The 12,276-nt window shown below is 70.0% G+C and carries 16 protein-coding genes; 7 read left to right on the forward strand and 9 right to left on the reverse strand.

All coding sequences use genetic code 11. The annotated features are described in order from the left end of the window. Window positions 1–25: 25 nt before the first annotated feature. Window positions 26–307 carry a DUF1232 domain-containing protein gene (locus tag Q0741_RS11900; protein WP_298233418.1) on the reverse strand — a complete coding sequence of 94 codons (282 nt, stop codon included), beginning with the start codon at window positions 305–307 and terminating at the stop codon, window positions 26–28. Here Q0741_RS11900 and Q0741_RS11905 point away from each other — a divergent pair. Further along, entirely contained in the window at window positions 233–1,003 is a 771-nt protein-coding gene (locus Q0741_RS11905; RefSeq protein WP_298233419.1) for a YidB family protein, read from the forward strand. The two genes, Q0741_RS11900 and Q0741_RS11905, sit on opposite strands and share 75 nt — an antisense overlap. A gap of 39 nt (window positions 1,004–1,042) precedes the next feature. Here the strand turns inward: Q0741_RS11905 and Q0741_RS11910 are convergent, their stop codons facing one another. Next, a complete protein-coding gene (locus Q0741_RS11910; protein ID WP_298233420.1) occupies window positions 1,043–1,390 on the reverse strand; it encodes a hypothetical protein in 348 nt (115 codons plus the stop codon). A gap of 178 nt (window positions 1,391–1,568) precedes the next feature. Here Q0741_RS11910 and Q0741_RS11915 point away from each other — a divergent pair, with 178 nt between their 5' ends. Continuing rightward, window positions 1,569–2,033, forward strand: coding sequence for an N-acetyltransferase (locus tag Q0741_RS11915; protein ID WP_298233421.1), 465 nt, complete (start codon window positions 1,569–1,571; stop codon window positions 2,031–2,033). A 13-nt stretch (window positions 2,034–2,046) separates the two neighbouring features. Here Q0741_RS11915 and Q0741_RS11920 read toward each other — a convergent pair whose 3' ends face one another. From Q0741_RS11920 to Q0741_RS11940, 5 genes are all read right to left on the reverse strand, one after another. Continuing rightward, window positions 2,047–2,253, reverse strand: a complete 207-nt coding sequence (locus Q0741_RS11920; RefSeq protein WP_298233422.1) for a hypothetical protein — start codon at window positions 2,251–2,253, stop codon at window positions 2,047–2,049. A 512-nt stretch (window positions 2,254–2,765) separates the two neighbouring features. Further along, a complete protein-coding gene (locus tag Q0741_RS11925; protein ID WP_298233423.1) occupies window positions 2,766–2,972 on the reverse strand; it encodes a 4-oxalocrotonate tautomerase in 207 nt (68 codons plus the stop codon). Between the two features lie 71 nt (window positions 2,973–3,043). Further along, complete coding sequence (locus tag Q0741_RS11930; protein ID WP_298233424.1) at window positions 3,044–3,802, reverse strand: class II aldolase/adducin family protein; 759 nt, start codon at window positions 3,800–3,802, stop codon at window positions 3,044–3,046. Beyond that, window positions 3,799–4,764, reverse strand: coding sequence for a hypothetical protein (locus Q0741_RS11935; RefSeq protein ID WP_298233425.1), 966 nt, complete (start codon window positions 4,762–4,764; stop codon window positions 3,799–3,801). Before Q0741_RS11935 ends, Q0741_RS11930 begins: the two co-directional genes overlap by 4 nt. Before the next feature lie 153 nt (window positions 4,765–4,917). Continuing rightward, a complete protein-coding gene (locus Q0741_RS11940) occupies window positions 4,918–5,238 on the reverse strand; it encodes a hypothetical protein (protein ID WP_298233426.1) in 321 nt (106 codons plus the stop codon). Window positions 5,239–5,700: 462 nt separating this feature from the next. On the opposite strand from Q0741_RS11940, the gene Q0741_RS11945 reads away from it, so the two are divergent. Next, window positions 5,701–6,588, forward strand: coding sequence for a hypothetical protein (locus tag Q0741_RS11945; RefSeq protein ID WP_298233427.1), 888 nt, complete (start codon window positions 5,701–5,703; stop codon window positions 6,586–6,588). 307 nt (window positions 6,589–6,895) lie between these two features. On the opposite strand, the gene Q0741_RS11950 is transcribed toward Q0741_RS11945, so the two are convergent. Continuing rightward, complete coding sequence (locus tag Q0741_RS11950; RefSeq protein ID WP_298233428.1) at window positions 6,896–7,531, reverse strand: protocatechuate 3,4-dioxygenase; 636 nt, start codon at window positions 7,529–7,531, stop codon at window positions 6,896–6,898. Window positions 7,532–7,723: 192 nt separating this feature from the next. On the opposite strand from Q0741_RS11950, the gene Q0741_RS11955 reads away from it, so the two are divergent. Next, window positions 7,724–8,794, forward strand: coding sequence for a metallophosphoesterase (locus Q0741_RS11955; protein WP_298233429.1), 1,071 nt, complete (start codon window positions 7,724–7,726; stop codon window positions 8,792–8,794). A gap of 1 nt (window position 8,795) precedes the next feature. Here Q0741_RS11955 and Q0741_RS11960 read toward each other — a convergent pair whose 3' ends face one another. Then, window positions 8,796–9,293 carry a DUF2242 domain-containing protein gene (locus Q0741_RS11960; protein ID WP_298233430.1) on the reverse strand — a complete coding sequence of 166 codons (498 nt, stop codon included), beginning with the start codon at window positions 9,291–9,293 and terminating at the stop codon, window positions 8,796–8,798. 248 nt (window positions 9,294–9,541) lie between these two features. Between Q0741_RS11960 and Q0741_RS11965 the strand changes: the two genes are divergently transcribed. The 3 genes from Q0741_RS11965 to Q0741_RS11975 all read left to right on the forward strand — a co-directional run. Then, complete coding sequence (locus Q0741_RS11965) at window positions 9,542–10,849, forward strand: dicarboxylate/amino acid:cation symporter (protein ID WP_298233431.1); 1,308 nt, start codon at window positions 9,542–9,544, stop codon at window positions 10,847–10,849. Then, window positions 10,849–11,748 (forward strand): amino acid ABC transporter substrate-binding protein, encoded by a 900-nt coding sequence (locus tag Q0741_RS11970; RefSeq protein WP_298233432.1) that lies wholly within the window; start codon window positions 10,849–10,851, stop codon window positions 11,746–11,748. Before Q0741_RS11965 ends, Q0741_RS11970 begins: the two co-directional genes overlap by 1 nt. Window positions 11,749–11,907: 159 nt before the next feature. Continuing rightward, a partial coding sequence (locus tag Q0741_RS11975; protein WP_298233433.1) for a single-stranded DNA-binding protein occupies window positions 11,908–12,276 on the forward strand: 369 nt, incomplete at its 3' end.

The following is a 12,276-nucleotide window of genomic DNA, read 5'->3' on the forward strand; positions in this document are numbered from 1 at the left end:
GGACAGCTGTGGTCAGACGGGCGGGCTACGGCCGGCCGCCGAAGCGCCGGTCCGCCGCTCGGGCGATGTCGGGCGGCAGCCGGTCGAGCAGGAAGCGGATGGCCAGCGGTACCAGCACCAGGTCGTCCACCACGCCGAGCAGCGGGATCGTGTCAGGCAGCAGATCCACCGGCGACAGCAGGTACAGCGCGATCAGCGCCGTCCCGAATTTCAACCACCCCGGCGCCTGGGGATGGCGCAAGGCAAACCACAGGCGCCGCGCATCGCCTCGCACCACGGTCCACAACACGGTCAATCGCTTCCACATTTCCTTGACTCCATTCGGCCCGGACAGCGGCCCTGCGCTCCCAGATGGCGACGCGCGCCCGGCCGGGCAAGGGAAGGGGGACAAGCGGTAACAGTTGCGGGCCCGGCGCGCGCGCCGTGTACGCCGTTTGCCGCCGTCCGGGCGTCGCGTTCATCTGCGAGCAAGGGGCAAGCCATGGGACTGCTCGACCAGTTGCTGGGAGGCTCGGCCGGCGGCGAAACCGGCACCGGGTCTGGAGCGGCGAGCGCCGGCGCCGCGGTGCCGGACCGGGTGTTGACGGCGCTGCTGCCGGTGCTGCTGGGCCTGCTCGCCGACCGGCGCGGGCCGGGCGCGGCAGCGGTCGTGCCGCCCGCGGCCGTCGATGCCTCGGCCACCGAGCGGACCTTCTCCGGCGTGGGTGGCCTGGCGGGGCTGCTGGCGCGCTTTTCCCATCACGGACACGGCGCGCTGGCCAGCTCCTGGGTTCGGCAGGGTGCCAACGAGCCGCTGTCGCCGCAGATCGTCTCGCAGGTGTTCAGCGCGCAGGAGCTGCGGGCCGTGGCCGAGCGCGCCGGGCTTGGCGAGGAGGAGGTGCGGGGTGGGCTGGCGGTGCTGCTGCCGTCGGTGGTGGACCACTTCACGCCCACCGGGGAGGTGCCTGCGCGCGACCGGCTGCTGGCCAGCCTGATGGACTACGAGAAGCGGCTGCCGCACTGAGGCGCGGGCGCCTGGCCGCGGCGGTGTCGCGCGCGGGCTTCAGTCGCCGCCGCGGCGCTGGCCGGGCAGCAGCGGCAGCCACCACGTCAGCGCCTGCTGCATCCACGCCAGTTGCGCTTGCAATTGCTGCTGCGCGGCCTGCACGGCCTCGGCGTAGGCGCTGCGGTCCAGGGTGCCCTCGAAGGTTTCGGTGGTGAGCTTGCCGTCCTCCAGCCGCGTGTGGTGGGCGTGCACGCTGGTGCGCTTGCCTTGCAGCCGCAGCTCGGTAACGGTGTAGCTGAAGTTGAAGAAGCCGCTGAACGCCGGCGGCAGCAGTTCCAGGGGCTGCGCCGCGGTTTCGCGCGGCGCGATCGAGGTCGAACCGGGTTTCGCAAGGGGATTGCTCATGCCTGGGGCTCCTGATGCGGACCATGACGCGGCCACTTTAGCGGTGCGCTGGAAGGCCCGCTGCCGTGGCGCCGACGCAAGTCCCTGCGGTATGGCGGGTGACTGCCGCCCCGTTGCGCGGGCCTCCACGCGGCGGGGCGATGCTGAGGGCGTTGCATGGCGCTGGAGGAGCCCAAGGATGTTCGTCGTGCCCGCGATCCGCCTGGCCCGGCCGCAGGATGCGGCGGGGATCGCGCTCATGTCGCGCGATCACATCGAGACCGACCTGGGCTGGAGCTGGCGCCGCGACCGCGTGCTGCAGGCGATGGCCGATCCCTCGGTCAACGTGGCGGTGCTGCAGATCGACCAGCGGCTGGTGAGCTTCGGGATCATGGAATACGGCGAGCACCACGCGCACCTGGCGCTGCTGGCGGTGCTGCCCTCGCACCGGCGCCGCGGCGTGGGCGCGCGCCTGGTGGACTGGCTGCAGAAACCGGCCCAGCTGGCGGGGCTGGAGAAGATCCGCCTGGAACTGCGGGCCGACAACCCCGGGGCGCTGGCCTTCTACCTCCGCCTGGGCTTCGAGGCCACCGGCCGCTCGGCCGGCTACTACGGCGGCGTGGTGGACGCCATCCGCATGGAAAAGAACCTGCGCGTCGGCTGAACCGCGCGCGGCCTCAGCGCCGATCCGAGCGCGCGCACAGGTGCACGATCAGCGCGAAGGCATTCATAGCGATGCCGAGCACGCCCAGCATCACGAGGAAATTGCGGTAGGGCAGATTCGAATTCGAAATCAGCAGTATCCCGATGATGCTCAAACCCAGGCCGATGATGGTCATGGCGATGGGGTGTTTCTCGTGCAGTTTTCGGCTGGAAAGCAGCATGGCGCGCCCTTTCGAAATGACGGCCGGTACCCGCCGTGGTGGCTGGGACCAGCGGCCCGCGGACCGCCTTGCCGCCTTGCGGGCCGACGCCTGACAGGTGCGATCCACGATGCCAGCGGAAATTCAACCTGTCCAAGCCCGAAAAATGGGGGGACCGATCAGGCTCGGCAATCCGGGCGCAGTTGCGGGCAGGGTTTTTCAGCGCGCCGGCGTGCCGGTTTGGAATTTCGAACAAATATCAAAAGGTTTGGGCGCGATACCGCGCCCGGCGCGACGCGGGCCCGGAGCTTCGCGGCCCAGCGCAAATAGCTGCGATGCCACACCAGGCCGGTTCATTGGAACCGGTTGGTTGACATAACTACTCTTGGGGTGGGTACGGCTTGTAGGCGCCCACCGGGCATGCCGCAGCGCGCATGACGCTGCGTACTCGCATGCCGGCCCGGAAGCGCGTGGCCGCGCGGGCCTTGGGCCGGGCGGGACGCCGGTGGCACCGACGCCCCGGGCCAGTCGGCTCAGGCGGCCGGCTTGTCGGGCGTGCGGTCACTCCACAGCACGCCGCCGGACGCCCAGTTCTGGCGGGCCACGTCGAAGAACAGCACGTCCACGCTGTCCGGGCTGCTGCCCAGCACGCGCGCGCAGGCGGCGGTGATTTCCTGGGCCAGGGCAGCCTTCTGCTCTGGCGTGCGGCCTTCGAAGAGCTCGATGCGGATGGTCGGCATGGTTCTGTGTCCCTCGGGGTTCGGTGGTTTGAATCGAAAGTGGTCTGAAGCGCCCGGCGTGCGGGCGCGGCTCAGTCGCGGAAGCCCGGCGACAGCCGCTCGGCGCGGCGCAGCAGCGCGGGCCATTCGGCGTCGCCGTCCCATTCGCTGCCGTCGCCCACCCACTGGCGGTAGGTGCGTTCGGCCAGCGCCGGGCTGGCGACGAGAACCTGCCCGGCCGAGGCCGCCATGGCCCGGAGCTGGGCCTGCGCGGCGCGTTCGAGCAGGTGCATGAGCAAGTAGGCCTCGGCCACGCTGCGCCCCACGGTGAGCGTGCCGTGATTGTCCAGGATCAGCCCGTCGAGCCCGCCCAGCGCCGCCACCATGCGCTGCTGCTCCTCGGCGCCCAGCGCCAGGCCCTCGTAACCATGGCGGCCCAGCCGGCCGTACAGCCGCATGGCCCACTGCGAGGTCGGCTGCAGCCCGCCGGGCAGCATGGCCAGCGCCACGCCCCAGGGCGCGTGCAGGTGGACCACGCATTCCACGTCCGGCCGCGCCGCGTGCACCGCGCCGTGGATGGCGAAGCCGCTGGGGTTGACGCGGCGCCCGCTGCCGTCCACCACGCGCCCGTGCACGTCCACCTTCACCAGGCTGGAGGCCGTGACCTCCTCGAAGGCGAGCCCGAACTCGTTGAGCAGGTACACGCCGGGCTCGCCCGGCACCGCGGCGGAGAGATGGGTGTAGATGGTGTCGTCCCAGCCGGCCAGCGCGGCGAGGCGGTAGGCGGCGGCGAGGTCGATGCGCACCTCGCGCTCGGTGCGCGGGCGCCGGGATGGAGTGACAGCGGTCATGGCTTGATGAACTTGAGCACGAACTCGTCCTTGGGCTGCAGCGGGATGGGCGTGTTGCGGTCGCGCGGGTCGTTGGGGTTGCGCAGGAAATCACCCGTCGCGGCGAGCCGGAAGCCGGCGGCCTCGACCTCGCTGCGCAGGAAGGCTTCCTCGACGCGGTGAAGGGTACCGGACTCGGAGATGCCGGTCCCGGGCCGCCCGGCGTGGTCGGCGATGACGTACATGCCGCCGGGCTTGAGCGCGCGGTAGATGGCGCTGTTCATGCGCGCGCGGTCCACGCCCAGGAAACCCAGGTCGTGGTAGTTGAACATCAGCGTCACCAAGTCCAGCCGGCCCTCGGCCAGCTCGGCCGGCACCGGGTCCTCGAAGTTGCGCACCAGCGGGACGATGGGCGCGGAAGGCACGCCCGCCTCCTGCAGCCGACGCGCGCGCTCGGCCAGCGCCGCGGGCGACGGCGGACGCGGCGCCGTCATGGCGGGTGGCGTGCCCTCGCCGCCGAGCGCTGGCGCGGGGGCCGTGGCCGGGACGGTGCCGCCCTCGGACGCCGGCGGGGGCTGCCGGGACGGGTTGCGCGGGGCGCTGTGCCCATAGACGCGGCCGGTGGGGCCGATGGCCCGGGCCAGCAGCTCGGTCGTGTAGCCCCCCGCGGCGCTGAGGTCCAGCGCCACCATGCCCGGGCGCGGGCCGATGAAGGCCAGCATCTCCGCGGGCTTGCGGCGCAGGTCGTTGCTGCGGTCAGCGGCACTGCGATCGGGCGTGGACAGGATCGCGGCGATGCGTTCGGCCGACAGCGGCGCATCCGGTGCCGTAGCCGCCGCTGCCGCGGGTCCCGGCGCCGCGCCGTGTCCGGCCGGGGCACCGGGCCCTTGCGCGCAAGCGGCCAGCAGGGCCGCCAGGCCACACGGCAGCGCCAGGGACTTCATGGGCGTCATGGCCCGCGCGGGCCGAGGTCTTGCTTGCATCGTGGTCTCCTTGCGCGGACCGCCAGGTGCGGCGGGCCGACCAGACGCTCATGTTGCCGCCGGCCCGGGCCTCGCGCGCGGTCGTCGTTGCCGGCGCAACGCAGGATGCCCACGCCAGCCCACGGAGCGGGCCGGCACGGCTGCGCACGCGGCTCACTTGTCGGTCATCGCCTTGATGGCCTGCTTGTCGCCCTCGTGGATCTGCTTGGCCTCGGCCTTCTGCGCCTTGCGCAGGGCCTTCGCCTCCTTCTTGCAGGCGCGCTCGGCGCTGCCGTCTGCCGTGATCTCGCAATCGGCCTTGTTCAACTCGTGGTTGGCATCGGCGAGGTCCTTGCGGGCCTCGTACTCGGCCTTGGACTGTGTGTTCAGGTCCTTGGCCTCCTGCTTGTTGATCACCGGCTGCTCCTGTGCCAGGACCGGCAGGCCCTGGCTGGCAAGGGTGACGGCAATCAGGGCGGCAAAGATGGTTTTCATGGGAAAAGATCGCAAACGTTGCACACCAAGGGGCTTTGGCAAGCCATGTGCCGCGCGGCGTGGATTCAGCGCACATTTTCTGAAATGACAAATATCAAGAACGCCAGCGCAGTCGCGCAATCAAGGTTTCGATAAGTAACCAGGAAAATTGGTAAATTTCCTAACCGTGGGGGCCATGCCTTTGTACGGAAATAAAGATGCAATTTTTGAGAATGAGCCGGCACCGCTCCACTGGCGGGTGATCGGTCGCCCCCACCCGGATTGGGCCTATTTTTCCTTCGCTACTGACAATCCGGTAGCGCCTTACTTCAGCCGATTTGAAGACGGTATCAACATAGTTTTGAGGTTGACACGCCTGGCATTAAGGCAGTCAATCGTGCCCGCCCGTAGGGGTCCGGCACTGCCGGGGTCCATTCAATCGAAGTGGCAGGGATGCGGCGCAATTGCAAGCGAGGAGACGTCATGTCCATTTTCAATTTCGAATTCCCGACCACAGCGGGCTCGTTCATGCGGGGGGCTGTCACGGCGGCGGCCTTCGCGGCGGTGGGATTGGCCGGTGCGCTGGCGACCACGCCGGCCTGGGCCGAGTTGGGCGAACAGTCGGCGGGCAGCACCAGCGCCTTGCCCGAGAGCGCCAACGTGTTCTACGTCTATCCCGGCCGGCCGCGGGTCTGGCTGTCCAACCACGGCAACCTGCTGCGTTTCGAGGGGCCGTCCGGTTACGACCACGTCGGCGTGGGCCAGCTCAGCGAAGGTTATGTGCTTTGCTACACCGGTTTCGGCAGCCAGCGCCGGGCTTGGGACACGGGTTCGTCCGAATCCGGTTTCGGCCCCTCGGTGGCGAGTTGCTCCGGCAATAGCTGCACCATCACCCGCAATACCTCCGATGGCTGGCTGCGCCTGCGCCAGGTGATCACGAAGGTCGATACCGAAAGGGCCCTCACCGTCGAAATGACACTGAGCCGAATTGGCGGCCCGGCCCTCTCCGGGGTGGTATTGCGGCGCCAGGTGGACCTGGACGTCGATGCGGGCGGGAGTTTGGGCTCGGGAAATACGGTCAGCTGGTTCGCCGCCACGGAGCGTGAATCGGTGTGGGCCTGGAATTCCGCCACCGACACCAACAACGAGGGCCACGCGGTAATGCTGCGCCAGATCCTGCGCACGCCCGCCTCCGTGCCCTATTCCGCCAAGGTGACCGAGCGCATTCTCGACAACAGATGCAGCCCGCCCAATTTGGCGGCCGGCGGTCCACTCCAGGGCGACTACGGTGCCACGATCCAATACAACGTGGGCAGCCTGGGCCAACAGGGCCAGACCTTCATGGGCCGGGTCCAGTACCAGCGCAACTGATCACAAGCCTGAGGCGCGTGGAGGGAGACAACGGTCCCGGCGGTGGAGTCCACTGCCGGGCCCCTCGCGTTTTCCCTGCTGAATCGAACACACGGGGCTGAGACGCTTCTCAAAACAACATACGCGATTTAGTTGCCCACTTTGGCGCTACGAGGCGCGCTTTCTCATGACGTTGCCGGGCCCGGCCCGTGCGAGGGGAAGCAAGGGTCGAAACAAGCGAATCAGGAAAAACACCCGCTGCAAGTCCTCTCATCCGGTTCAGGAGTCAGTCCATCAGACCGGATGAGCCGTGTATGTGTCGCGTCGCTCAGATTTCGACCACGACGGGGAATTCGCAGCGCAGCCCGTCCGGGCCGGCTTCGAAGGGCCGGGTGACCGCGGCGCGATCAGCGGCCGACAGGCGGCGCCAGATCGCGTCGCGCGCGTTGCCCGGGTCGCCTTCGACGTAGAGCTGCGTGGTCAGGACTTCGCGCTCACCCACGCGCACCTTGAAGTGGATATGCGGCGTGCGCCCGGTGTACGGCACGGGCCGGATGGTGCGGAAGCGATAGCGCCCGTCCGCATCGGTGAGCACGCGCCCGAAACCCTGGAAAGCTGGATCGGCACGCCCGCCGTCGCCCGGGTGGTGGTAGTGGCCCTGGCCGTCGCACTGCCAGATCTCCACCACCGCCCCCGCCAGCGCGGTGCCCGCCGTGTCGGTGACGCTGCCCTGCACCCAGCAGGGCTGGCCCTCGGCGTAGCGCAGCGGTCCGTGCGCCAGCAGGTCGAAGTCGGTGTCCTCGTTCAGGCGCACCGGATAGAACGGGCCCTCGGTCTGCGCCGGCGTGGGCCGCAAGCCCGGCGCGGCCCGGCTCTCGGCCAGCAGCGGCCACAGGGCCAGGCCCGTGGCGAGGCGGGACAGCCACCGGCGGCGCGAGCGGCGCGAAATGGCAGGGCGTTTCATGGGCGGGTCCTCCAGCGGCAGTCAGCAAGGCGTCACGGCACGCCGCCACAGTCTGGCCCCGCCGAATGGACGGCAGGGCGTGCCCGCGCGCGGCGCGCACCACGGTGCCGCGCCGGCGCGGGCCAGGCCCGTTGCAGCGGCAACCGACAATGTCAGCTTTGAGCATCACCGCTTTTCGGAGGGAGTTTTTTCATGCACGGCGCGCTGCCCGACACCCCGCTGGACATCGTGGGCGACGTCCACGGGGAGCACGAAGCGCTGCAGTCGCTGCTGGCCGCGCTGGGCTATGACGAGCAAGGCCGCCACCCGCAGGGGCGCCGCCTCGTGTTCGTGGGCGACCTGTGCGACCGCGGCCCGGACAGCCCCGGCGTGATCGCGCGCGTGCGCGTCCTGGTGGACCGGGGCCGTGCCCAGGCGGTGCTGGGCAACCACGAGCTCAACCTGCTGCGCGGGCAGCGCAAGCAGGGCAGCGACTGGTTCTGGAACGAGGGCGCGCACCGCGATGCCCGCTTCGCGCCCTTCGCCGCGCTGCGCAGCGAGGCCGAGCGCGCCGAGGTGCTGGCCTTCTTCGAAACGCTGCCGCTGACGCTGGAGCGCGCCGACCTGCGCGTGGTGCATGCCGCATGGCATGCGCCCGCGCTGGCGCGGCTGGCCCAGCCGCACCCGCACGCGTCGCTGGCCGAACTGTTCGAACGGCTGGACGACGAGGCCGACGTGGCGCTGATCGCCCAGGGCTGGCGCGCCCGCGCGCGCGCCGAGAAGGCGCCCTGGCGCCACCACCTGGGCGACGCGGCGGCGCCGGTGCCGATGCTGGAAGCCGTGGCGCGTTGCGACGAGGCGCGCCAGGCGCTCAACCCGCTACGGGCGCTGACACTGGGACTGGAACGCCGCGCCCGGGCCCCCTTTTTCCACAACGGCCAGTGGCGCTTCACCGAGCGCGTGCCCTGGTGGGACGGCTACGGCGAGGACACGCCGGTGGTGGTGGGCCATTTCTGGCGCCACATCCCGCCGCTGCAGCGCGCGCACCTGGGCCGCGGCGGGCCGGACCTGTTCGCCGGCGTGCCGCACCTGGACTGGCTCGGTCCGCGCGGCAATGTCTTCTGCGTGGACTACTCGGTGGGCGGGCGCTGGATGGAGCGGCGCGGCGAGGTCACCCCCGGCAGCACCCGGCTGGCGGCGCTGCGCTGGCCCGAGCGCAGCCTGGTCCTCGACAACGGGCAAACCGTCCACACCACGGGTTTCCAGGCCACGGCGCGGGTTTGACTCAAAACTCGGAAAACGGCAGCAACCCCGATCCCGGCTGGTCGCTGGGGAGTTTGCTCGGGGTATGCAGATAACGGTCCAGGATTTCAAAGAACCGGTCGTAGAAACGCGGCACGGTGACGGTTTCGCTGGCCACCTTCACCATGGAATCGGTGCCGGTAGAAAAAGGCAGCGACAGCGAGCCCAGCGCGCCCACGCCCACGCTGGCTGAATTGCTGCTTTTCTTGAGCTCGTAATGCTCCTGCACGGCGCTGACAAACACCGTGGCGCGCCGCTCCTCGTCCGGCCGGGCCGCCGCGGTGCAGACCACGCGGATTTCCATCTCCACGTGCTGGCCGTCGGTCATCTGGAAATTCTTGCGGCCACGCATTTCCGTGTTTTGCACCGTGCTCACCAGATAACCCTGGCTCAGCAGCGCCTGCCGTGCCGCCTCGCAAGCCTCGGGCGGCTCCAGCGCCACCGTGCGCGAGAAACGGTCCGTCGCATCGAAATTCTCCACCGGCCGCCCCGGGGTGGGCGCTTGCAGGGAACTGCAGCCCCAAAGCTGCAGCAGCAATATGGCGGAAACACAGGAGCGGAGCACCGGGAATTTGCAGGACAAGCTCATGGATGGATTATCCCGAAGCTTCGATAACCCATCCCGCCGCGCCTGGGTCCGGCCTTTGCCGTCCCCCCGCACATCCTCCGGGCCAGGCCCCGGGCCGCGCGCGCCATGGAGCGCCGGTGACTGCCACGACAGGAGATCGCATGAAGCTCAAGCTGACCACCTGGATCCTCATCGGCATGGGCGCCGGCATCGCGGTGGGCTACTACTGCCACGCGCGCTTCCCGGACGCGCAGGAGGCCAAGGCCGTCGCCGGCTACTTCTCGATCATCACGGACCTGTTCCTGCGGCTGATCAAGATGATCGTGGCGCCGCTGGTGCTGTCCACGCTGGTGGTGGGCGTGGCCAAGATGGGCAACCTCGGCGACGTCGGCCGCATCGGCGCCAAGACGCTGGGCTGGTTCTTCGGCGCCTCGTTCGTCTCGCTGGCGCTGGGCGCGGTGCTGGCGAACTGGTGGCAGCCCGGCGTGGGCCTGAACCTGCCGCTGCCCGATGCCTCGGCCTCCTCGGGCCTGAAAACCAGTTCGCTGTCGCTCAAGGAGTTCGTCACGCACCTGGTGCCGCGGAGCATCTTCGAGGCGCTGGCGAACAACGAGATCCTGCAGATCGTGGTCTTCGCCGGCTTCTTCAGCATCGCCATCGCTTCCATCGGCCAACCCGCCGAGGGCGTGGTGCAGTTCCTGGACCAGGTCGCGCACATCATGCTCAAGGTCACGGGCTACGTGATGAACCTCGCGCCGCTGGCGGTGTTCGCCGCCATGGCCAGCATCATCACGACGCAAGGCCTGGGCGTGCTGGTGACCTACGGCACCTTCATGGGCGAGTTCTACCTGGGGCTGCTGCTGCTGTGGGCGCTGCTCGCGGCCGCGGGGCTGCTGGTGATCGGCCCGCGCGTGCTCAACCTGCTCAAGCTGCTGCGCGCGCCGATGCTGCTGGCCTTCAGCACCGCCAGCAGCGAGGCGGCCTACCCGAAGACGCTGGAGCAGCTGGAACGCTTCGGCGTGCCCAACAAGATCGGCAGCTTCGTGCTGCCCATGGGCTACTCCTTCAACCTCGACGGCTCGATGATGTATTGCACCTTCGCCTCGCTCTTCATCGCGCAGGCCTACGGCATCGAGCTGTCGGTGGGGCAGCAGCTCACGATGCTGATGATCCTGATGCTCACCAGCAAGGGCATGGCCGGCGTGCCGCGCGCCTCGCTGGTGGTCATCGCCGCCACGCTGTCGCAGTTCAACGTGCCCGAGGCCGGGCTGCTGCTGATCATGGGCGTGGACCAGTTCCTGGACATGGGCCGCAGCGTGACCAACGTGGTGGGCAACGGCATCGCCACCTCGGTGGTGGCCAAGTGGGAGGGCGAGCTGGGCGCCGAGCGCTCCGAGGAGGTGCCCGCCGAGGCGCTGCTCGACGCCGAGACGCAACCCGCGGACGGCAACGCGCGGCAGGTGGCGTGATGGGCGCCCGCATCCGTGGCGCGCTGGCGGCACTGGGCTGCGCGCTGGCTGCCGGCGCCTGGGCCCAGGACGGCGGCGAAGGCCTGGCCGGCACGCTGAAGAAGGTGCGCGACAGCGGCGTCGTGACCCTGGGCGTGCGCGACGCCGCCTTCCCCTTCTCCTACGCCCTGCCCTCCGGGCGCCACGTCGGCTACAGCGTGGACCTGTGCCTGGCCATCGTGGAGGAGATCAAGTCGGCCATCGACCGCGCCGACGTGGCCGTGCGGCTGGTGACGCTGCAGTCCGAGCAGCGCATCGCCGCGGTGAAGGACGGCCGCGTGGACCTGGAATGCGGCTCCACCACCAACACGCAGCAGCGCCGGCAAGAAGTGGCCTTCTCGCCGGTGATCTTCGTCACCGGCACCAAGCTGATGGTGCGCCGCGACAGCGGCATCCGCTCCTGGCAGCAGCTGCGCGGCCGCACCGTGGCGGCCAGCGCCGGCACCACCAACGAGGCCACGATGCGCGCGCTGGCCGAGGGACGCGCGCCGGACCTGAAGCTGGTGACCCATCCCGACCTGCGCCAGGCCTTCGAGGCCTTCAAGTCCGGCCAGGCCGACGCCCTGGCCAGCGACGAGGTGCTGCTGCTGGGCCTCAAGGCGCGGGCGAAGGAGCCGCGCGCGCTGGCCGTGGTGGGCGAGCTGCTGAGCTTCGAGCCCTACGGCATCGCCTACCGCCGCGACGATCCGCAGCTGGCGCAGGTGGTGGAGCGCAGCTTCCGCCGCCTGGCCCAGAACCGCGAGCTGGCGTGGATCTACGACCAGTGGTTCGTGCGCCGCCTGCCCGGCGGCGAGCAGCTCAAGCTGCGCATGGGCCCGCAGCTGACGGCGATCTTCGAGGGACTGGGACTGCCGCCCTGAAGCGCCCGCGGCGCGCGGCCGGCCCGTTGCGTGCGCTACCGCAAGTCCCTGGCTGGTCCGCAGGCCGCGGCGCTGGCGTACAACTGCGCCATGGATGCTGCGGCGCAGCGGGGGCGCTGGCGCGGCCTCCAGCCCAGCGGCCACGGGAAGGAGCACGCGATGATCGAAGGACTGGTTGCCGGCAAGGTGTACGGTCGGCCGGAGCAGCGCACGGGCACCAACAGCGGCCGTCCCTTCGTGACGGCGAAGGTGCGCGCCGCCACCAATGGCGGCGAAGTGCTTTTCGTCAACGTCCTGGCTTTCGACGCCACCGCGCAGGCGGCGTTGCTGGCGCTGTCCGACGGCGACGCGGTGTCGCTGGCCGGCACCCTCACGCCCAAGGTCTGGACGGACCGCGAGGGCCAGGCACGGCCCTCGCTGGACATGGTGGCCAGCCAGGTGCTGAGCGCGTACCAGGTCAAGCGCAAGCGCGAGGCCGTCGGCGCCGCCGCGGGCAGCGCGGAGCCGCCGGCCCGCACGCCGTACCCG

It is taken from the genome of uncultured Azohydromonas sp., assembly GCF_937926365.1.
In the GTDB taxonomy this organism is placed as follows: domain Bacteria; phylum Pseudomonadota; class Gammaproteobacteria; order Burkholderiales; family Burkholderiaceae_C; genus Azohydromonas.

Coding starts and splice junctions, on each gene's coding strand:
- Q0741_RS11905 (WP_298233419.1), top strand. CDS start 233: ATGGCGCAAGGCAAACCACAGGCGCCGCGCATCGCCTCGCACCACGGT.
- Q0741_RS11900 (WP_298233418.1), bottom strand. CDS start 307: ATGTGGAAGCGATTGACCGTGTTGTGGACCGTGGTGCGAGGCGATGCG.
- Q0741_RS11910 (WP_298233420.1), bottom strand. CDS start 1,390: ATGAGCAATCCCCTTGCGAAACCCGGTTCGACCTCGATCGCGCCGCGC.
- Q0741_RS11915 (WP_298233421.1), top strand. CDS start 1,569: ATGTTCGTCGTGCCCGCGATCCGCCTGGCCCGGCCGCAGGATGCGGCG.
- Q0741_RS11920 (WP_298233422.1), bottom strand. CDS start 2,253: ATGCTGCTTTCCAGCCGAAAACTGCACGAGAAACACCCCATCGCCATG.
- Q0741_RS11925 (WP_298233423.1), bottom strand. CDS start 2,972: ATGCCGACCATCCGCATCGAGCTCTTCGAAGGCCGCACGCCAGAGCAG.
- Q0741_RS11930 (WP_298233424.1), bottom strand. CDS start 3,802: ATGACCGCTGTCACTCCATCCCGGCGCCCGCGCACCGAGCGCGAGGTG.
- Q0741_RS11935 (WP_298233425.1), bottom strand. CDS start 4,764: ATGCAAGCAAGACCTCGGCCCGCGCGGGCCATGACGCCCATGAAGTCC.
- Q0741_RS11940 (WP_298233426.1), bottom strand. CDS start 5,238: ATGAAAACCATCTTTGCCGCCCTGATTGCCGTCACCCTTGCCAGCCAG.
- Q0741_RS11945 (WP_298233427.1), top strand. CDS start 5,701: ATGTCCATTTTCAATTTCGAATTCCCGACCACAGCGGGCTCGTTCATG.
- Q0741_RS11950 (WP_298233428.1), bottom strand. CDS start 7,531: ATGAAACGCCCTGCCATTTCGCGCCGCTCGCGCCGCCGGTGGCTGTCC.
- Q0741_RS11955 (WP_298233429.1), top strand. CDS start 7,724: ATGCACGGCGCGCTGCCCGACACCCCGCTGGACATCGTGGGCGACGTC.
- Q0741_RS11965 (WP_298233431.1), top strand. CDS start 9,542: ATGAAGCTCAAGCTGACCACCTGGATCCTCATCGGCATGGGCGCCGGC.
- Q0741_RS11970 (WP_298233432.1), top strand. CDS start 10,849: ATGGGCGCCCGCATCCGTGGCGCGCTGGCGGCACTGGGCTGCGCGCTG.